Below are 19867 nucleotides of genomic sequence, written 5' to 3'. Positions count from 1 at the left end.
CCCGGCGGCTCGGCGCCGCTCACGCGGACGCCGAGCGGAGGACTTACCGCGTGCCGAAGTGGAAGGGCAGGGCCAGGGACGCCGTGACCAGCAGGATGCCGAGGGCGAAGAACAGCGCGGGGGCCGCGAGCGAGAACGACAGTCCCGTCAGCAGCATGCCGCCGACGAACAGGATGAGCGAGACGATGAACATGAAGATCCCTTCGGTCGCTCCAGGCTATCGTGCCGCGTCGGAGGAACGGTCCGCGGCCGGCGCGGGTTGCGTCGCGGCCCTGTCGGCCTCCCTCGTCTGAGGGGGCGACGCGGCGGACCCGAGGGCGGCGTGCGCCCAGAGGGTGCTGCCGGCGACGGCCGCGGGCATGACGGCCACCGCGCCGAACGGCACGAGGAAGCAGAGCTGGGTGGCGACCCCGAATCCGAGGGCGCGGGCGCGATGCGCGCGGATGATCGCGCGACGCGCGCGCCGGTCGAGGCCCCGCGCCGAGAGGGCGCGGGAGGTGAGCTCGTCGGCGAGGAGCCAGCCGGTGAGCAGCACGCCGGCGACGAACCCCGCGACCCCGCCGACGAAGGGGATCAGGCCCAGCAGCCAGGCGAGGAGAGCGGCCGGGATGCCGCGGAGGATGAGCAGTGCGCTGTCGCCGACGGCTCGCCAGAAGCCGTACTCGGCCTCGGGGACCTCGCCCGTGGCGCTGCGTTCGGTGGCGCGCCAGATGCGGTCGTAGAACGGCTCGCCGACGGCGAGGGTGACGGCGGTGAACGACACGACGGCCAGCAGCAGGGCCGCGCCGAACGACGCGACCCCGATCGCGGTGCGCAGCGCCCCCGCCCAGAAGGGCGCCCAGCCGTCGGCGAAGGGCGTCCAGTCGTCGACGAGACCGGGCAGGACCAGACCCCAGGCCACGAGGGCGCCGCCGAAGACGAGGCCCACGAGCGTCCCGGGGATGAGTCCGAGCGCCATCGCGCCCGGCGTGCGACGCCATTGGCCGAGCCCACGAGCGAGGAGACCTGCTCCGGCGAGGAATTCGCGCATGCGGGAAGTCTTCCAGACGCCGCCGACACCCGCCGGGCGACCGGTCGTGTCGGCGGCTCCTGCCAGGATGCGGGTATGCGCATCCGCACGACGTCGACCCAGCGCACGTACCGGTACGTGCGGCTCGCGATCGTGGGGGCCACGGTGTTCCTCGCCGTCGGCGTCGGGATCGAACTGGTCGGGAGGGGCGTGCTCCCCTCGGTGAGTGCGGCGTACTACACGCCCGCCGGTCCCGTCTTCGTGGGCGCTCTCAGCGCCATCGCGCTGGCGCTGCTCGCCCTGTCGGGGCGCAGTGTGGAACAGGGGCTGCTCGACGTCGCGGCCGTGCTCGCCCTCGTCATCGCGTTCGTGCCGACCTCGGTCTCCTGCGGTGTCGACGTGCGATGCATCCCGCCCGAGGTGCGCGCGACGGTCGCGAACAACGCGGGAGCGGTGGCATCCGTGGTTCTCCTGGGGGTCGTGGTCGCGATCGTGCTCGCGCGGGTGCAGGGCACGCGGAGTCGCGGGGTGGTGACGACGGCCGCGGTGATCACGGCGATCGTGCTCGGCGGCGGCGTCTGGGCCCGGGTGGCGCCCGAGGCCTTCCTCGCGCGCGCGCACGAGGCCGCCGCCGTCGCGTTCTTCGTGCTCATCGCCGTCGTGGCGGGCCTGGCCGCGTGGCGCCCCCGGCCCGCGCGGGTGAGGCGGAGCCGCCTGCGCGTGGCGTACGCGACGGTGGCGGGGGCCATCGCGGCCACTCTGGTGCTGCTGATCGTCGGGGTTCTCGCGGGGGTGGAGCAGCGCGGCATCCCGGTGGTGCTGGTGGGGGAGTCGGTGGCGCTGGCACTGTTCGCGGTGTTCTGGATCGTGCAGACGGTGGAGCTCTGGGACGAGGTCGACCCGTCGATCGCGGCTACCCGGGAATAGCCGCGCGGGTGACGCGTTGAAGTTGATACGACGGTGCTCAAGTTGCAGACTTGAGCCAACCGCACTCACGTATCACAGGAGACGGAATTGCCCGAAGACTTCACCCCCGGCGCCGGGGAAGACGGCGCCCAGTCGTTCGACGAGTTCCTCGCGCGCTACCTCGCGGGCGAGCAGGCACGCGCCGAGCGTTCGATCGACCTCAGCCGGTTCCTGAGCGCGCGGACGCAGGACGCGCTCCAGGAGGCCGGTCGCTTCGCCCTCGGCCGCGGGCAGCGTGAACTCGACGCCCTGCACGTGCTGCACGTGCTCGTGGGGCGCTCGCCCGCGAAGGACGCCGTGGCCCGACTCGGCGCCGACCCGGCCGCGATCGCGCGTGCCGCCGAGAGCCGCCTGCCCGCCGCGGGCGCCCCGGCGCACGTCGACGGAGCGGTCGTCGCGGGTTCCGTGCAGCGCGCCCTCTTCCACGCCTTCCAGGTCGCCCGCGCCGCGGGCTCGACCTACGTCGACCCCGACCACCTCTTCTTCGCTCTCGTACTCGCGCAGGACGCCCCGGCCGGGCAGATCCTCGCGCAGGCCGGCGTCACCGCCGAAGCCCTGACCCAGGGCGTGCGCGAGACCGTCGTGGGCGGGGAGCAGAGCGATGCCCCGACCGAGGCGGCATCCACGACCCCGAACCTCGACCGCTTCGGCACCGATCTCACCGCGCGCGCCGCGGCGGGCGAACTCGACCCCGTGATCGGCCGCACCGACGAGATCGAGCAGACCATCGAGATCCTCAGTCGTCGCACGAAGAACAACCCCGTGCTCATCGGCGAGGCCGGCGTGGGCAAGACCGCGGTCGTCGAAGGACTCGCCCGTGCGATCGTCGCGGACGAGGTGCCCGAGCAGCTGCGCGACACCCGCGTGGTCTCGCTCGATCTGGCCGCGATGCTCGCGGGTGCCCGCTACCGCGGCGATTTCGAGGAGCGCCTCACCCAGACGATGGACGAGATCTCGGCATCCGACAAGCTCGTCGTCTTCATCGACGAGGTGCACACCCTCGTCGGCGCGGGCGGCAGCGGCGACGGATCGATGGATGCCGGCAACATCCTCAAGCCCCGGCTCGCTCGCGGCGACGTGCACCTGATCGGGGCGACCACCCTGCGCGAGTACCGCACGATCGAGAAGGACCCCGCCCTCGAGCGGCGCCTGCAACCCGTGCGCGTGGGGGAGCCCTCGATCACGGATGCCGTGGAGATCCTGCGCGGCCTGCGCGCCGCCTACGAGCAGCACCACGCCGTCGCCTACACCGACGACGCGCTGCGCGCCGCGGTGGAACTCAGCGACCGCTACCTGCCCGACCGCGTGCTGCCCGACAAGGCGATCGACCTGATCGATCAGGCCGGAGCCCGGCTGCGCCTGCGCCTGGGCGTCTCGGTCGACACCTCGGCGCTCCTCGAACGGCTGGCCACCCTCGAGGCCGACAAGAACGCCGCCGTGTCCGCCGAGCACTACGAGGAGGCCTCGCGCCTGCGCGACGAGATCGCCGCCGTGCAGAGCCGGCTCGACGATGCGACGACCGCCCCGCGCGGCGCCGCGGTGGTGGACGAACCCGAGATCGCCGCGGTCATCAGCCGGGCCACCGGCATCCCGGTCGCCCGTCTCACCGCCACCGAGCGCGGACGCCTCGCCGAGCTCGAGACGGAGCTGCACGCCCGCGTCATCGGGCAGGACGACGCGGTCGCCGCTGTCGCCAAGGCCGTGCGCCGCAACCGCACCGGCATGGGGGACGAGAACCGGCCCGTCGGATCGTTCCTCTTCCTCGGACCCACCGGCGTCGGCAAGACCGAGCTTGCGAAAGCGCTCGCCGGCTCCCTCTTCGACGACGACGGTTCCGTCATCCGCTTCGACATGAGCGAGTTCGGCGAGCGTCACACCGTATCGCGTCTGATCGGTGCCCCTCCGGGATACGTCGGCTACGACGAGGCCGGTCAGCTCACCGAGCGCGTGCGCCGCAACCCCTATGCGGTCGTGCTGTTCGACGAGATCGAGAAGGCCCACCCCGATGTGTTCACCCTGCTTCTGCAGGTGCTCGACGACGGTCGACTGACCGACGGTCAGGGGCGGACGGTCGACTTCCGCAACACCGTGATCGTGATGACCTCGAACCTGGGCGCCGAAGTGCTGGCATCCCGCTCGGGGGCCATCGGCTTCACCACCACGGGTCGCGACTTCGCCGAGGACGACCTGCGCGACCGCGTGATGGGCAAGCTCCGCGAGGCGATGCGGCCGGAGTTCCTCAACCGCATCGACGACATCGTGCTGTTCCGCAAGCTCGATAAGGCGCAGCTGCGCGAGATCGTGCGGCTGCTGCTGGGCGCCACCTCGCGCCGGCTCGCGGGCCGCGAGGTGACTCTCGAGGTCACGGATGCGGCGATCGACCGCCTCGCCGAGGTCGGGTACGAGCCCGAGTACGGCGCCCGGCCGCTGCGCCGCGTCATCCAGCGCGAGGTCGACGATCGCATCGCCGACCTGTTCGTCTCCGGCGCCCTGAGCGACGGCGGGACGGTGACGGTGGATGCCACGGATTCGGCGTTCGTGGTGATGCCCGTCGTGTCGGCCGTCGCCGCCTGACGCGCGGTTTCTTCGACGCCCCCGGTGCTTCGGCGCCGGGGGCGTCGTCGTCCGCGGGCGCCACCCCTGCCCGGATGTCGGAGGTTCGGGGCAGAGTAGACGCATGAGTCGTATCGGCACGATCTTCAGCCCGTACCCCCACCCGCCCGAAGAGCTGCGCGACGCCGCACGCGCGGCGGAGGATGCCGGCGTCGAGGAGTTGTGGCTGTGGGAGGACTGCTTCCGCTCGTCCGCCTGGGCGGCTGCGGCCGCGGCCCTCGCCGTGACCGACCACCTCCGCGTCGGCGTGGGCATCGCGCCGCTCCCGCTGCGCAACGTCGCCGCCTCCGCGATGGAGGTGGCCACGATCGAGCGCATGTTCCCGCAGCGGCTCCTTCCGGGCTTCGGGCACGGCGTGCAGGACTGGATGCGCCAGGTCGGCGCCAAGGCCGCGTCTCCGCTGACGCTCATGCGGGAACAGCTCCCGGCCCTGCGCGCCCTGCTGGCGGGTGAGACGGTGAACGCCGAAGGGCGCTACGTGACACTCCGCGACGTCGCGCTCGACTGGCCGCCGGCGGCCGCTCCTCTCGTCTACGCCGCGGCGGAGGGGCCGAAGACGCTCGCCCTCGCGGGAGAGGTGGCCGACGGCGTGGTGCTCGACAGCCGGCACACCGTCGCCGAGATCGCCGCCGCCGTCGAGACCGTGCAGACCGCGCGTCGTGCGGCCGGCCGCGCGGGTCGGGCCGATGTCGTGGCGTACGTGCTCACGGCTTTCGGACCCGACGCCCACGATCGCGCGACGGCCGTGCTCGCCGACCGCCCCGACGCCGCCGACCGGGTGCTCGCGGGATCCGTGTCCGAGGTCGCCGAGGGGGTCGCCCGGTTCCAGGCGGCGGGCGTTGACGACGTGGTGCTGCTGCCCACCGACGACGTCGACCTCCGCGCGTTCTTCTCGGCGGTGGGTCAGGTCGCGGTCGCGGTCCCCGACGCCGGGGGCGTGTCATGACCCGGGGCGTCGTCTCGCTCGGCGTCGCCGGGTCGCTCGGTCCCGACGCGATCGCCGAGATCGCCCCCGAGGTCGAGAAGGCCGGGTTCCACACCCTGTGGGTCAACGACACCCCCGACGGTGACGCCCTCGCGGCGGTCGCCGCGGCCGCGCGCGTGACCGAACGCCTCCGGCTCGCGACGGGCGTCGTGCCGGTGGATCGTCGCCCCGCGTCCGCGATCGCCGCCGACGCGGCATCCCTGTCGCTCCCGTCCGATCGCGTGACGATCGGCATCGGCTCGGGCATGGCGCGTGAGGGCGCCCTCGCCCGCGTACGCGCGGCCGCCGACGAGCTGCACGCCGCCGGTCTGCCGCGCGTTCTGGTCGGGGCACTGGGCCCGAAGATGCGCCGCCTCGCCGCCGAGCGCGCCGACGGCGTGCTGCTGAACTGGGTACCGCCGACCGAGGCCGCCGATCAGGCAGCCGCCCTGCATGACATCGCACCCGAGACGCACGTGGCGGTCTACGTGCGCACCGCCATCGTCCCCGCGGCGCGCGAGCGCCTCGAGGCCGAGACGGCGCGCTACGCGTCGTTCCCGAATTACGCCGCGAATTTCGAGCGGATGGGGGTGGATGCCATCGACACGACGATCCGCGACGTCACCGAGCTCGCCGACGCCCTCGACGCCTACGCCGCCGCCGCCGACGAGGTCGTGCTCCGTGCGATCGTGCCGGACGACACCGTGGCCGCCTACGTCGACTTCGCGCGACGGACGGCGCCGAACCCGGGCTGAGAGGCGCGACCCGCGCGCGCCCGCGCCGGGTCGGGTCCGGGACGCGGGGCTCGTGCTGCGCCGCCGCGCCGCGTCGTCCGACTCAGCGCACCAACCGGACGGTCTCCTTCATCGGGCCGAACGAGGACTGCGCCCCGTCCGCGACGAAGCCGTTCCGGCGGTAGAACGCACGGGCGCGGGGATTGTCGGCGGCCACCCACAGCGAGGCGGGTCGTTCGCCCAGGACGGCATCGAGAAGGCTCTGCCCCGCTCCCGTCCCGTGGGCGGCGTTGAGGACGTAGATCATGGTCAGCTCTTCCGGTCGCGCGGCGTCGGGATCCGGGGTCGGTTGCACGGACGCGAACCCGACGATGCGTTCCCCGGCGACGGCCACCACCGTCGAGAGGACGTCATCGGCGAGGTTCGACCGCCACATGCCGATCCGCGGCTCGACGGCGAACCACGGGTTCGTCTCCGGATCGTCGACGAACCGCCCGTACGTCTCGCGCCACGAGGTCGCGTGCACGAACGCGATGCCCTCGGCATCCTCGGGGCGGGCCGGACGGATGGTGATGGTCGTCTCCGCGGGCGTCATGGCGAGAGCTTAGGAGACGCGGGCATCGGGCGCCTCCGGGCACGCGGGTCGGCGCCGCGGCCGGACGCCCGCTCCGCGCTCGCGTCGGCCCCACGCGTCGTGCGGCCGCGCCCGACGGCGCTCGGGGCAGCGGGTCCGTTCACCCGAGGCGGCCCTCGTCGGCGAGACCCGCGCCCTCCACCGGAGGGGTGACGGCAGGTCGACCTCCGCGTCGAGTGGCGAAGTGCGCCAGCGTCGCGTCGATGAGACGTCGCCCCCGATCCGGCGACATGCGTTCATCGCCCTCGGCGCCGCGCGCCACGGCGATGCCGTCGAGGACGGCGAGGACGAGCCCCGCGTCGTCCGCGTCGATCCCGGCGTCGGGGTAAGCGGCCGCCAGCAGAGCCTGTAAGCCGGCCTCCGTGAGCGCCCATTCCCTCCGATGGATCTCGCGGACGTCGGGATCGGTGCCGGCGCGTGACGCGAACGCGGTCCACACGACGGCGTCACGACGACCGGCATCTCCGAGCGCGGCGAGCTCGGCGCAGAAGACCTCCAGGCGGCGAGGGGCGGAGTCGACGTCGGTCAGCGCGGTCGAAAGACGAGCGCGGAAACCGGCCGTGACAGCATCCATCGCTCCGGTGACGAGCGCGGCGCGCGTGGGGAAGTGGTGCTGCACGGCGCCCACCGACACCCCCGCGGCGGCGGCGACGTTGCGCACGCTCAGCGCGTCGGCACCGCGTTCCGACAGCACCTCCAGCACCGCCTCGGCGATACCCGCGCGCGTGGCGCGCGGGGGAGGGGAGGAGGTCACCGTCGTAGGCTACGGTGAACCCGTGAACAATACGAACGTATTGCCCGGGCCGACGGGGTCTCGCCGGATCGACACGCTCGATGTCGTGCGCGGTATCGCCCTGATCGGCACTCTCGCCACGAACATCTGGGTCTTCTCGCATCCGTGGGGCCTGTGGGGGATGCTGGACGACCCGGTGCTGCCGGACGAATCCGCGGGGGCCGCGACGACGCAGCTGGTGCTCATGGCCCTCGCGCAGGGGAAGTTCCTCGCCCTGCTCTCGCTCACCTTCGGCGTCGGTCTCGCCATCCAGCACCGTGCAGCGCGGCGCCGCGCGCGGCGCTGGCCCGGACGCTACCTCTGGCGCGCCACCCTGCTGTTCGTGGACGGCGTGGTGAACTACGTGCTCATCGCGGAGTTCGACGTGCTCATGGGCTACGCCGTCACTGCCGCCGTGGTGTCGGTGCTGCTGTTGACGCGGCCGCGGGCTCAGCGCGCGATGATCCTCGCTTTCGGTGCACTCCACCTCGCCCTCATCTCCGCGCTCGTGCTGCTGCTGACGGCCGTGCCCGGCGCAGATGTCGACGCCGGTCTCCCCGCCGGACCCAGCCCGTACGCGACGGAGTCCTTCCTCGGCCTCGCGCTCTTCCGCCTCGACAACGTCGCCGTCTTCCGGGCGGAGCCGGTGCTGATCGGTTTCCTCTCGGTCGCGATGTTCCTGACGGGCGCGGCGTTGTGGCGAGCCGAGGTCTTCGGCGACGCAGGCGCGCGCGTGCGTCGACGTCTCATGACGGCCGGTGCCGTCGCCGTGCCGATCGATGTGGCTCTCGCACTGACGGCATCGCCGGGCAGTCTGCTGCTCGAGCGCTATGTGGTCGCGCCCGTGGTGGCCCTCGGCATCCTGGGGCTCGTGGCGGAGCTGTGCCTGCGGCGCGGGACCGAGGGGTGGTTCGCCCGACGCGGGAGGGAGGTCGGTCGCGTAGCCCTCAGCGCCTACCTCCTGCAGAACCTGCTCGGGGGCGCGCTCTTCTACGGCTGGGGTCTCGGGGTGGCCGAGAGCGCCCAGGCCTGGCGCGTTCCGGTGACCGTCCTGGCGTTCGTCGTCATCACGGGGGTGGTCGCCGTGTCCGCCCATCTCTGGCTGCGTCGGTTCGCGCTCGGACCGGTGGAGTGGCTGTGGCGCGCTGCCGCGGAGGGACGCCGCCCGCGTCTCGAGATCCCCCACGATCGGCCCCGCGCGTCGAGCGCGGTGGCAGACTGACCGGATGCCACGACGACGACGCCCCACACTCCGATCGGTCTCGCGCGGCGCGCTGGCCCTCCTGCTGGTGGCGGCGGGCGCGGGCCACCTCACGTGGGGGCGTCGTGGCTACCGCATCGTCGTCCCGGGATGGGCGACGCGACTGCTGCACACCGACAAGGACGCCATCGTCGTGGCATCCGGCGCCGTGGAGATGGTGCTCGGGGTCGCGCTGATCGCCCTTCCGGCGGAGCGGCGGCGTGTCGGGGCGGCGATCGCCGCGTTCTTCGTCGCGGTGTTCCCGGGCAACGTGCACCAGTGGCGCACGGGCCGCTCGGCCCCGGGCCTGAACACCGACCGGTCGCGTTTCCTCCGCCTGTTCCTGCAGCCGCCGCTCGTGGCGTGGGCGTGGTGGGCGACGCGCGAGCACTGACCCCGCGCCTCAGACCGCTTCGCGCGTACCGCCCCCGCACCTGCGACCTCGCGCGAGCGCGAGCCCCGCGCCTCAGGCCGCTTCGCCCAGCTCCAGCACGCCGGTCTCGAACGCCGCGCGGGCCAGCACCTTGTACCCGTGCTCGGGGAAGAACACCGTGAGGCGGTCCTCCTCGACGCCCATCACCGTCCCGGTGCCGAACTCGCCGTGGTGGACGACGGAATCGATGCGGATGCCGTCCGCGTCGGCCGCCGCGGCATCCGGGGCCGTCGTCTCGACCGGGGCCGGAGCGGTGGCGTCCGCGTCGCAGCGGTCGCACGACCCGCAGTGGGTCGGGGTCTCGACACCGAAGTACTCCAGCAGGGCTCGACGGCGGCAGTGCGAGGTCTCGGCGTAGCCGCGCATGATCTCGATGCGTGAGGCGCGGACGCGCTCCTCGGCCTCGTCGCGATCGCGGACCGCGGCCACCGCATCGCCCGCCGACGCCTTCGTGCGCGCGGAGACGCCGTCGGGACCCGACTCGGCGAGCTCGCACGCGACCAGCTGATTGAGCACGCGCCCGATGGCGCGGACCGAGCGGCCCGACGACGCGGCGATGTCCTTCGCGCGCATCGGCTTCTCCGCCCGCCGCAGCTCGTCCCAGACCCCGGCGACATCGGCGCGCTTACTGTGCCCACCGGCGAAGAACGACCGCAGCGAGAAGTCCTCGGCGCGGTAGTGCAGGATCGCGCGGGCGGGGCGGCCGTCGCGCGCCGCGCGGCCGATCTCCTGGGCGTACGAGTCCAGCGACTCCGTCACGTCGGCGTGCACGACCAGGCGCACGTCGGACTTGTCGACGCCCATGCCGAAGGCGGAGGTGGCCACGACGACGTCGAGGTCGCCCGCGCTCCACGCGGCGTGCACCTCGTCGCGTCGCTTCTGCGCCATGGCCCCGTGATACGGCGCCGCGCGCAGCCCGAGGTCGGCGAGCTCGTCGGCGTAGGCGTCGGTCTCCTTGCGCGTCGCCACGTACACGAGCGTCGGACCGTCGGCATCCTGCACATCCGCGATCACGGCACGACGCTTGTCGTCGTCGTGCTCGTGTCGGCGGACGGCCATGTGGATCTCGGGGCGGTCCATCCCGCGCACCTCGAGGTGCGGGTCGCGCATGCCGAGGCTCGAGACGATGTCGTCTCGGACGGGGGCGGATGCCGTGGCGGTGAGCGCCAGCACCGGGGGATGGCCCAGCGCTTCGACGGCATCGCCGATGCGCGCGTAGTCGGGCCGGAAATCGTGGCCCCAGGCCGAGACGCAGTGCGCCTCGTCGATCACCACGAGCCGCACGTCGGCGCGCGCGAGACGGTCGAACACCTCGCTGTTGGCCAGCTGCTCGGGGGCGAGGAAGGCGTACACCGCATCGTCGCCCTCGATGGCGGCCCACGCGGCGCGCTTCGCGCTCGCGCTCGTGCGGGAGTTCAGCGCGACGGCGGCGGGGGCGTCGGGAGCGCGGTCGATCGAGTCGATCTGGTCGCGCTGCAGGGCGAGGAGGGGCGAGATGACCACCGTCACGCCGCCGAGTTCGCACCCCGCGATCTGGTACACCGCCGACTTGCCGGCGCCGGTGGGGAAGACGACGAGGGTGTCGCGTCCGCTGACCACCGCGTCGATCGCCTCGGCCTGCCCCGGGAGCAGGTCGTCCCACCCGAAGACCTCGCGGGCGGTGCGGGCGGACTGTTCGAGGGTGGCGGGAGCGTTCACGAAGGCCTCATTCCTGGGGGGAGGTCCTCCAGCACACCTCAGGCGTTCCGCAACGGCTCGGGGGTTGCGGGCGGGGCCGACGTGTGGTGCGCGACGCGCGAGGCGCACCGTCCGGCGAGGTGGCACGCGCCGAGCGCCGACGCAAGCGGCGCGGCGATGTCGGAGGGGGATGCCAGGATGCCGACATGCTCTTCGGCGACATCGAGACGGCGCTCGCGGCGGTGACCGGCACGCGCTCGCGTCTGGCGAAGGTCGACGCCCTCGCGCAACTGCTGCGCGGGCTCGCGCCCGACGAGATCGTCCCCGCGGTGGGGATCCTCACCGCCTCCCCGCGCCAGGGGCGACTCGGCGTCGGGTGGAAGACGCTGTCCAGCCGCGGGGGAGAGCACGCCGACACCCCGTCGCTGACCGTCTCCGACGTCGACGAGGCCTTCGACCGACTCGTGGCCCTCGGCGGCAGCGGATCGGCCGCGCAGCGCACCGCACTGCTCGACGAGGTGGCCGGTCGCGCCACGGCCGCCGAGTGGCACCTGCTCGTGCGGGTGATGACGGGCGAATTGCGCACGGGTGCCCTCGAAGGCGTGCTTCTGGATGCCGTCGCCCGGGCCTCCGATCGCGACGGTACCGCGGTGCGACGCGCGGCGATGCTTTCGGGCGACCTCGGCGGCACCGCGCTCGTCGCCCTCACGGGCTCGGACGCCGAGCTGGATGCCGTGGGACTCGTCGTCGGCCGCGGCGTGCAGCCCATGCTCGCCTCGACCGCCACCTCCGTCGCGGAGGCGCTGGCCGTCGCGGGGCGCGCCTCGGTGGAGTACAAGCTCGACGGCGCGCGCGTGCAGGTGCACCGCCAGGGCGACGAGGTGCACGTGTACACCCGCACCCTCGCCGACGTCACCCACCGCGTCCCCGAGATCGTGGAGGTCGTGAGGGCTCTGCCCGTCGAGGCGGTGATCCTCGACGGCGAGACGTTGTCACTCGACGACGACGGTGCCCCGCGCCCCTTCCAAGACACCATGGCGCGATTCGGCGCCGAGGCCGCGCGCGAGATCGCCCTGCGACCGTGGTTCTTCGACATCCTGCATCTCGACGGGAGCGACCTCGTCGACGAACCCCTCGGAGCGCGCCTCGACGCGCTCGAGCGGGTGGCGGCGGCCTGGCGCATCCCGGCCGTCGTCACCGACGACTCCGACGCCGCAGACGCCTTCGCACGCGACGCCCTGGCGGCGGGTCACGAGGGCGTCATGATCAAGGGGCTCGACGCGGCCTACACCGCGGGCCGCCGCGGCAAGAGCTGGCTCAAGGTCAAGCCGGTGCACACGTTCGACCTCGTCGTGCTCGGCGTCGAGCGCGGCTCGGGTCGCCGGTCGGGCTGGTACTCCAACCTCCACCTCGGTGCCCGCGATCCCGAGGGGGTCTTCGGCGAACCGGGCGGTTTCGTCATGGTCGGCAAGACGTTCAAGGGCCTCACCGACGAACTGCTGACCTGGCAGACGGCGCACTTCGCCGAACGCGAGACGGGCGAGGTGCCCGGCGGCATCCGTGTCGTCCCCGACACCGTCGTCGAGATCGCGATCGACGGCGTGCAGCGGTCGGTCCGCTATCCCGGGGGAGTGGCCCTGCGCTTCGCCCGGGTGAAGCAGTACCGCTCCGACAAGCCCGCGGCCGAGGCCGACACGATCGACACCCTGCGCGCGCTGCTGCCCGGCGGCGGTGCGGCGACGGAAGGATGACGCGATGAGTCTGGCCCCCTGGCTCGACGGCGAACTCGGCTACCGCAGCTTCGGCACCCCCGGTGCTCCGCGCGTGGTCGTCGTGCTGCGCACCGGAGACGTCGCCACGACCGATCCCGATGCCCGCGTGACCTCGGCCTTCGACGTGCGCGTCGTGGCGGTCGGCCTCGATGCTCCGGAGCTCGAGGACCCGCCGGTCTTCGGCGGCCAGACGCCCGCCGGTCTCACCGTCGAGGCGCTCCGGGCGCTACTCGACCGCGAGGCCCCCGGCGCGACGGTGGGGCTGGTCGGCGAACGATCGGCGGGGCCGATCGCGATCTATCTGGCCGCCGCCATGGGCCCGGTCGTGGACCGTCTCGCGATCGTGGGCGTCGAGAGTCCCGTCGACCCCCTCAGTCGCGACCTGCGCACCCCTCTCCTCGACCACCTGGATGCCGAGGCGCTCGTGATCGTGGGTGGCGAGGGGCCCGCGCACCCCGCCGACGCGCAGTGGTACGTCGAGCGCATGCGCGTCGCCGAGATGGAGGTCATCCCCGCCGACGAGATCGGCTCGATCAACGGACACGTCACGCTGACGTCGGTCTGGGAGCGCGTGCTCGCGCACGTCGCGCCCGGCACCGAGCGCCGCTGACACGCCGCTCCCGCGCGCCCTCCGCCACCATCGAGTGTCCACGACACCCGGACGATTTCCTTCGGCGTCCGGGTGTTCTGGACACTCGACCAGGGGGGCTGCGGAGCCGCCCGCGCGCCTCAGCTTCTGGCGACCGCGCGCACCTGCACGACGTTCGACTCCTCGTCGACCTCGACGTGGTCGGTCTGGGCCTTGAGGAAGTCCGAGAAGCTGCGGAACCCGAGCGCCTTCTCGCTGAACGACGGGTCGAGGCGCTTCATGAGGTCCTTGACCGCCGAGGCGTGCAGCCACTCGCCGTCGGCGCGTTCGGCCTCCAGCTGCATGGCGCGGTCGAGCAGGTCGACCGCCGGGTCCTTCGAGCGCTTGCGGGCGCGGGGCCGCGAGGGCGCGGCATCCTTCTTCGTCTCGGCGAGATTCGGGATGCCGGGCAGCGAGTCGTATGCGTCGAAGCGGTCGCAGGCCGCGGCGAGCGACTTCGCCGTCGACCCCGCCACCCCCACGCCCACGACGTAGCGACCGAGGCGCTTGACGCGCTGAGCGAGCGGGACGTAATCGCTGTCGCCGGCGACGATCACGACGTGCGTCAGGTCGGGGAGGCGGAACATGTCTTCCACGGCATCCACCGCGAGCCGGATGTCGGCTCCGTTCTTCGCGTACGCCGCCGCGGGGAAGAGCTGCACGAGGTCGACGGCGCGCGCCACCAGCTGCGAGCGGTACTCGGCGTTCACCGGAGCCGACCAGTCGGCGTACGCGCGCGTGAGCACGAGCGTGCCGAACGAGGCCGCGTAGTCGATCACGGCGCCCACGTCGATGGTCGCCTTGGTGAGGCGTTCCGCGATCTCGGAGTCCATGGGGTTCTCGGCGATCTTCTGTCGGTCGCGCGAATACGCGTTGCGCCCGTGCACGCGGTCGTACCACGACATCACGATGTTGTCGAAGTCGAGGTAGACGGCGACGCGGGCGGTCTGGGTGTCGGGCATGCCTCCAGTCTGACCGGTCGCGACCCCTCCCGGGTAGCCGCGGTGCGATCCGGCATCCGTCCCGCCGTGGTCCGTCACGCGCTGCGTGCGGCCATTGCGCCGAGGAGGCGTCCCGGATGCCGCCGGGCCGGGGCCCGGTCCGCGCACCGATGCGCCGCGGCCGAATCCCGGTCCGCCCGGCGCGCAACCACCGCCCGTGCGGCCCCGCTTCTTTGCTTGAAACGCGACGCCCCGCCCGACCACGGGGTCGGACGGGGCGGGTGACGGGCGGCGCGCTCAGCGCTCGCCGGGATACACCACGCCGATCTGACGACGCACCTCGTCGAGCACGCCCATGATCGCGACGGTCTCGTCGATCCCCAGCACATCGCTCGAGATCGCGCCGTCGGCGACGAGGCGCTCCGCCGCGAGAGCCTGGAACTGCATGCCGCGCCCCTCGATCTCGCTGGTGAACTCCTCTGTGACCGTGCCGTCGGAGGTGATCACCCGGAACGAGGTGGGCGTGTACCAGACGCGGTCGATCTCGATGCGGGCCTCGGTCCCGACGACCTGCGCCGTGTCGGCGCCCGCCGCGCGCGATGACGACACCGTGGTCGACAGGGCGCCGCCCTCGTGCACGAACATGGTCGCCACCTCGGCGTCGCTGCCGGCATCCGAGATCCGGGCGAGTGCCGACACCTGCTCGGGCAGGCCCAGCACGTCGACGGCGAACGAGATCGGGTAGATGCCGAGGTCGAGCAGGGCGCCGCCGCCGAGGGCGAGGTCGTTGAGGCGGTGCGCGGGGTCGGTCGAGATCTTCTGCGTGTGGTCGGCGGCGACGACGCGGATCTCACCGAGCGTTCCGGCGGCGATGATCTCGCGGATGCGCACCATGTGCGGCAGGTAGCGCGTCCACATCGCCTCCATCGCCAGCAGGCCCTTCTCGGCCGCCTTCTCGCGGATGGCTGCGGCCTCCGCCTCGTTCAGGGTGAACGGCTTCTCGACCAGCACGTGCTTGCCGTGGTCGAGGGCGAGCAGCGCGTTCTCGACATGCGAGGGGTGCGGGGTGGCGATGTAGACGATGTCGACGTCGGGGTCGGCCACGAGGTCGTCGTACGAGCCGTGCGCGTGCGCGATGTCGTACGCCGCGGCGAATTCCCGCGCGCTGTCGAGGCTCCGCGAGCCGACGGCGGTGACGTCGAGGCCCGCGGTGCGCAGGTCGGAGGTGAAGGCGTGCGCGATGCCGCCCGTTGCGAGGATGCCCCAGTGCAGTCCGGTCATGCGCTCCACCGTATCCGTGCCCGGGCCGCACGGGCGCCGACAGGACGCCGCGCGCACCTCCGCCGGCGACGCGGGCGGCCCCGCACGCGCGGCGGGACGGCCCGTAGGCTCGTCGCATGACGCCCGTCGAGCGCTTCCGTGAGCTGCTGTCCATCCCCACGGTCTCCCGAGCCGATCCGGCCGAGGTCGACGACGACGCGTTCGTGCTCTTCCGCGACGCGCTCGAGCGCCTCTACCCCCTCACGCATGCGCACCTCGAGCGCGAGGTCGTCGCCGGTCATTCGTTGCTGTACCGCTGGCCGGGCGCCTCGACCGAGGCGCCGCTGCTGCTCCTCGCGCACCAGGACGTCGTCCCGATCGAGGGGCAATCCTGGCGCCACGACCCCTTCGCCGCCGATATCGAAGGCGAGGGGCCGGATGCCACGATCCACGCCCGCGGCGCGATCGACGACAAGGGGGCGCTCGTCGCCGTCTTCGAAGCGGTCGAGGAGGCGCTCGCCGAGGGCGTCGTACCGCGGGCCGACGTCTGGCTCGCGTTCGGCCACGACGAGGAGACACGCGGGACCGGGGCCCGTGCGATGGCGCGGCTCCTCGCGGAGCGGGGCGTGCGACCGGCGCTGGTGCTCGACGAGGGCGGAGCGGTCGTCGACGGCGCGGTTCCCGGGGTCGCGGCGCCGACGGCGATGATCGGGGTCGCCGAGCGCGGGGTCGCCACCTTCGACCTCGTCACCCGCGAGGCGGGCGGACACGCGTCGACGCCGCCGCCGATGCCGGCCACGGCGCGGCTGGCGCGGGCGATCGACCGACTGCGGCGCCACCCGTTCCCTCGGCGTCTCGCCCCTCCCGTGCACGCGATGCTCGCCACCGCCGCCGCCCACGTCGCGGAGCCGTTGGCCTCGGTGTTCCGACGCCCGCGGCTGGCGGCACCCGTGCTCACCGTCGTGCTGTCGGCGCTCGGTCCCGAGACCAACGCCCTCGTGCGCACGACCGCCGTGGTCACCCGCTTGGAGGGATCGCCGGGCGAGAACGTGCTGGCCACCACCGCGCGGGCGAGCGTCAACGTGCGGCTGCTCACCGGCGACACGCTCGCGGACGCGGCGATCCATCTGCGGCGCGCGGTGCGCGACCCCCTCGTCGACATCGAGCTGCGCCACGGAGACGATCCGTCGCCGGTCTCGCCCTGGCGGGGGGAGGCGTGGCGGCGGCTGTCTCGGACCGTGACCGAGACCCTCGGCGACGACGTCGTCCCCCTGCCGTACCTGCAGCTGGGGGCGAGCGACAGCCGCTTCTACACGGGACTGACGGATGCCGTGTACCGCTTCGCCCCGTTCCACCTCACCCGCTCCGAGCGCGACGCCCTGCACGCGCCCGACGAGCGCATCCGTGTCGACGTGTGGCTGCGCGGCATTCGGTTCTACGGCGCCCTGCTGCGTTCCTGAGCGCACTCGTGCCGGCCCGCGTGAGCGCGGGGTGTCGCCGAGCGGGTCGCCCCGCGCCGCGGGCCGCGCGAGACGGCATCCGGCTGACATCGGGGCGGCAGCCGGCGGCGGTTTCGTCGGCGACGGGAAGTCTGCGGCGAGTGGTCGGAGCGGGGAGAACGGGCCGGGAACGGGGAATCGCGCCGCGTCGGCTATTCTCGTGTGACCGGTCACGCAACGCGCGCGACCCGCAATGAGGCGGCTGATGAGCGACACCGACATCCCGGAGACCACGGGGCGCGCCCCGAGCATCCGCGATGTCGCGCGGCTCGCCGGGGTGTCGTACCAGACCGTCTCGCGGGTCATCAACAACAGTTCCGCGCTGCGGCCCGAGACCGCCGCCAAGGTGCGTTCCGCCATCGCCGAGCTGAAGTTCGTGCCGAACCAGGCGGCCCGCGCGCTGGCGACCAGCCGGTCGAAGCTCATCGGCGTGCTGGGTCCGCGCACGCCCACGCACGGCGTCGCCTCGATGGTCCAGGCGATCGAGTCGGCCGCCCGCGCTGCGGGCTATCGGCTCACGATCACCAATCTCGCCACCAGTGCCCCCGGCGACGTGCGGTCCTCCATCGACCACCTCATGCAGCAGTCGATCGAGGGGCTGATCGCCGTCGCGCCGCAGACACGGGTGGTCCCGATCCTCGACGAGCTGAAGCTCCCGGTTCCGGTGCAGATCGTCGCGTCCACCGGCACCGCGACATCCCACAACGATCAGACGGCCGGTGCCCGCGCCGCCGTGCGCCACCTCATCGAGCTGGGGCACACCCGCATCCTGCACATCGCCGGGCCCCGCGACTGGGTCGAGGCCGATCACCGCATGCGCGGCTACCTCGCCGAGATGGATGCCAACGACCTGTCGCCCCGTCCGCCGGTGCTGGGCGACTGGACCGCGCAGTTCGGTTTCGAGGCCGGGCTGGAGCTCTTGCGCACCGAGGACGCCACCGCGGTGTTCGCGGGCAACGACCATATGGCGCTCGGGTTCATGCATGCCGTTCGGGCCATAGGTCGCTCCGTCCCCGAGGACATCTCGGTCGTCGGGTTCGACGACGTGCCCGAATCCGCTCACCTCTGGCCCCCGCTGACGACCGTCCGGCAGGACTTCGTCGGGATCGGGACCCGCGCGATGACCGACCTCCTCGCCGCCCTGGGCGAGGCGACGGGTGAGGACTCGTCGTCGGACCCCGCCCAGCTGCGCCTCATCGTGCGCTCCTCCACCGCACCGCCTTCCCGCTGACCGCGCCCGCGTCGCGCGTGCCGCCTTGGCCTCGAATCGTCACGTTTCGGCAACGGCTGGCGGTGAGCGCACCGGGACTTGACAGCTTCCTCCGGCGGCGGGGTAGCATCACACACACGATGTGAACGGTCACATGACCGGTCGCACAGGCCGACGGGACTCGCTGCGGAGCGGATCCGTCGAGACGAAGAGGTTTCGAACGATGCGGGTCACCGCCTCGCCGAACGGCTTCGTTTCGCCCCGCCGACCTCTGCGCCCGGCCGGTGCGTCGCTCGCTGAAGCGGTGGGCTCCATGGGGAGAGACCGCGCCACATACCCAACGGAGGGAACCAGAGTGAAGAAGCACAGCATGCTCAAGGCGGTCGCGGGAGCGGGCGTCCTCGCGCTCGGCATCGGCCTCGCCGGTTGCGCGGGAGACCGCACCGGCGCCGGCAGCGGCGACTCGCAGGAGGCCGGCGGAACCATCGGCGTCGCCATGCCCACGCAGCAGTCGGAGCGGTGGATCGCCGACGGCAACAACGTCAAGTCGCAGCTCGAGGAGCTCGGCTACCAGGTCGACCTGCAGTACGCCAACGACGACATCCCCACGCAGGTCTCGCAGATCGAGAACATGATCACCACGGGCGCCAAGGCCCTGATCATCGCCTCGATCGACGGCACCACGCTGACCGACGTGCTGCAGCAGGCCAAGGACGCGAACATCCCCGTCATCGCGTACGACCGCCTCATCAACGGCACCGAGAACGTCGACTACTACACGACGTTCGACAACTACAAGGTCGGCGTGCAGCAGGCCACCTCGCTCCTCACGGGCCTGGGCGTCCTCGACGCCTCGGGCAAGGAGACGGGCGCCGCCGGTCCCTTCAACGTCGAGCTGTTCGCCGGTAGCCCCGACGACAACAACGCCACGTTCTTCTGGAAGGGTGCCATCGACACCCTGCAGCCGTACCTGGACAAGGGCACGCTCGTCGTCCCCTCCGGCCAGACCGAGTTCGGCCAGGCGGCCATCCTCCGCTGGCTGCCCGAGACGGCGCAGAAGCGCATGGAGAACATCCTCACCGTCATCGGCGGCACCAAGCTCAACGGCGTGCTCTCGCCCTACGACGGCCTGTCGATCGGCATCATCTCGGCCCTCACCTCGGGCGGCTACTCGGCCTCCGACCTGCCCGTCATCACGGGTCAGGACGCCGAGGTCGGCTCGATCAAGTCGATCATCGCGGGTGAGCAGTACTCGACGATCTTCAAGGACACGCGCGAGCTCGCCAAGCAGGCCGTGACCATGGTCGACGACATCCGCAAGGGCACCGAGCCCGAGGTCAACGACACCGAGACCTACGACAACGGCGAGAAGGTCGTCCCGTCGTACCTGCTCGAGTCGACGATCGTCACGAAGGACAACTACAAGGAGATCCTGGTCGACAGCGGCTACTACTCCGAGTCCGACCTGGGCTGATCCCCCGGGGGACCCCGGTCTCCCACCCCGCCTCCGCCGCG

At 72.6% G+C, this 19867-nt stretch carries 18 protein-coding genes; 11 read left to right on the top strand and 7 right to left on the bottom strand.

From position 1 onward, the window contains the following. Positions 1–43: 43 nt before the first annotated feature. Both AB0230_RS06275 and AB0230_RS06270 read right to left on the bottom strand, forming a co-directional pair. Positions 44–193 (bottom strand): hypothetical protein, encoded by a 150-nt coding sequence (locus tag AB0230_RS06275; RefSeq protein WP_298873232.1) that lies wholly within the window; start codon positions 191–193, stop codon positions 44–46. A 24-nt stretch (positions 194–217) separates the two neighbouring features. Continuing rightward, positions 218–1030 carry an EI24 domain-containing protein gene (locus AB0230_RS06270; protein WP_363578587.1) on the bottom strand — a complete coding sequence of 271 codons (813 nt, stop codon included), beginning with the start codon at positions 1028–1030 and terminating at the stop codon, positions 218–220. A gap of 75 nt (positions 1031–1105) precedes the next feature. On the opposite strand from AB0230_RS06270, the gene AB0230_RS06265 reads away from it, so the two are divergent. The 4 genes from AB0230_RS06265 (at position 1106) to AB0230_RS06250 (ending at position 6307) form a co-directional block, all read left to right on the top strand. Further along, positions 1106–1936, top strand: coding sequence for a hypothetical protein (locus AB0230_RS06265; RefSeq protein ID WP_366374629.1), 831 nt, complete (start codon positions 1106–1108; stop codon positions 1934–1936). 87 nt (positions 1937–2023) lie between these two features. Beyond that, positions 2024–4549: an ATP-dependent Clp protease ATP-binding subunit gene (locus tag AB0230_RS06260; protein WP_366374627.1), complete on the top strand. Its 2526-nt coding sequence runs from the start codon at positions 2024–2026 to the stop codon at positions 4547–4549. Between the two features lie 103 nt (positions 4550–4652). Then, positions 4653–5534 carry an LLM class flavin-dependent oxidoreductase gene (locus tag AB0230_RS06255; RefSeq protein WP_363389621.1) on the top strand — a complete coding sequence of 294 codons (882 nt, stop codon included), beginning with the start codon at positions 4653–4655 and terminating at the stop codon, positions 5532–5534. Then, the gene (locus AB0230_RS06250) at positions 5531–6307 is read left to right on the top strand and encodes an LLM class flavin-dependent oxidoreductase (protein WP_366374624.1); all 777 of its coding nucleotides are present in this window, start codon (positions 5531–5533) and stop codon (positions 6305–6307) included. The genes AB0230_RS06255 and AB0230_RS06250 overlap by 4 nt, the downstream gene beginning before the upstream one ends. 82 nt (positions 6308–6389) lie before the next feature. Here the strand turns inward: AB0230_RS06250 and AB0230_RS06245 are convergent, their stop codons facing one another. Further along, positions 6390–6881: an N-acetyltransferase gene (locus AB0230_RS06245; protein ID WP_363389615.1), complete on the bottom strand. Its 492-nt coding sequence runs from the start codon at positions 6879–6881 to the stop codon at positions 6390–6392. 139 nt (positions 6882–7020) lie between these two features. After that, positions 7021–7674 carry a TetR family transcriptional regulator C-terminal domain-containing protein gene (locus tag AB0230_RS06240; RefSeq protein WP_366374621.1) on the bottom strand — a complete coding sequence of 218 codons (654 nt, stop codon included), beginning with the start codon at positions 7672–7674 and terminating at the stop codon, positions 7021–7023. Positions 7675–7759: 85 nt separating this feature from the next. Here AB0230_RS06240 and AB0230_RS06235 point away from each other — a divergent pair, with 85 nt between their 5' ends. Next, complete coding sequence (locus tag AB0230_RS06235) at positions 7760–8914, top strand: DUF418 domain-containing protein (RefSeq protein ID WP_366374619.1); 1155 nt, start codon at positions 7760–7762, stop codon at positions 8912–8914. 4 nt (positions 8915–8918) lie between these two features. Then, on the top strand, positions 8919–9326 hold the full coding sequence (locus AB0230_RS06230; protein ID WP_363389612.1) for a hypothetical protein: 408 nt from the start codon (positions 8919–8921) through the stop codon (positions 9324–9326). 72 nt (positions 9327–9398) lie between these two features. Here the strand turns inward: AB0230_RS06230 and AB0230_RS06225 are convergent, their stop codons facing one another. Next, positions 9399–11063 carry a RecQ family ATP-dependent DNA helicase gene (locus AB0230_RS06225; protein ID WP_366374617.1) on the bottom strand — a complete coding sequence of 555 codons (1665 nt, stop codon included), beginning with the start codon at positions 11061–11063 and terminating at the stop codon, positions 9399–9401. Between the two features lie 185 nt (positions 11064–11248). Between AB0230_RS06225 and AB0230_RS06220 the strand changes: the two genes are divergently transcribed. Together AB0230_RS06220 and AB0230_RS06215 are read left to right on the top strand one after the other, a co-directional pair. Beyond that, entirely contained in the window at positions 11249–12793 is a 1545-nt protein-coding gene (locus tag AB0230_RS06220; protein WP_366375467.1) for an ATP-dependent DNA ligase, read from the top strand. A gap of 4 nt (positions 12794–12797) precedes the next feature. Continuing rightward, positions 12798–13424, top strand: coding sequence for a hypothetical protein (locus AB0230_RS06215; RefSeq protein ID WP_363389606.1), 627 nt, complete (start codon positions 12798–12800; stop codon positions 13422–13424). Between the two features lie 119 nt (positions 13425–13543). On the opposite strand, the gene AB0230_RS06210 is transcribed toward AB0230_RS06215, so the two are convergent. Beyond that, a complete protein-coding gene (locus AB0230_RS06210) occupies positions 13544–14404 on the bottom strand; it encodes an NYN domain-containing protein (protein ID WP_366374615.1) in 861 nt (286 codons plus the stop codon). Positions 14405–14680: 276 nt separating this feature from the next. Continuing rightward, positions 14681–15664 (bottom strand): Gfo/Idh/MocA family oxidoreductase, encoded by a 984-nt coding sequence (locus AB0230_RS06205; protein ID WP_315994675.1) that lies wholly within the window; start codon positions 15662–15664, stop codon positions 14681–14683. A 116-nt stretch (positions 15665–15780) separates the two neighbouring features. On the opposite strand from AB0230_RS06205, the gene AB0230_RS06200 reads away from it, so the two are divergent. The 3 genes from AB0230_RS06200 (at position 15781) to chvE (ending at position 19826) form a co-directional block, all read left to right on the top strand. Next, positions 15781–17103, top strand: a complete 1323-nt coding sequence (locus tag AB0230_RS06200; protein ID WP_363389600.1) for a M20/M25/M40 family metallo-hydrolase — start codon at positions 15781–15783, stop codon at positions 17101–17103. Between the two features lie 244 nt (positions 17104–17347). After that, complete coding sequence (locus tag AB0230_RS06195) at positions 17348–18373, top strand: LacI family DNA-binding transcriptional regulator (RefSeq protein WP_363578599.1); 1026 nt, start codon at positions 17348–17350, stop codon at positions 18371–18373. A 349-nt stretch (positions 18374–18722) separates the two neighbouring features. Continuing rightward, positions 18723–19826 (top strand): multiple monosaccharide ABC transporter substrate-binding protein, encoded by a 1104-nt coding sequence (gene chvE / locus AB0230_RS06190; RefSeq protein WP_315995258.1) that lies wholly within the window; start codon positions 18723–18725, stop codon positions 19824–19826. Positions 19827–19867: the final 41 nt, after the last annotated feature.

The organism is Microbacterium sp. NPDC089190, assembly GCF_040701795.1.
Lineage (GTDB): Bacteria > Actinomycetota > Actinomycetes > Actinomycetales > Microbacteriaceae > Microbacterium > Microbacterium galbum.
This window is presented reverse-complemented; position numbering and strand designations above follow the sequence as displayed.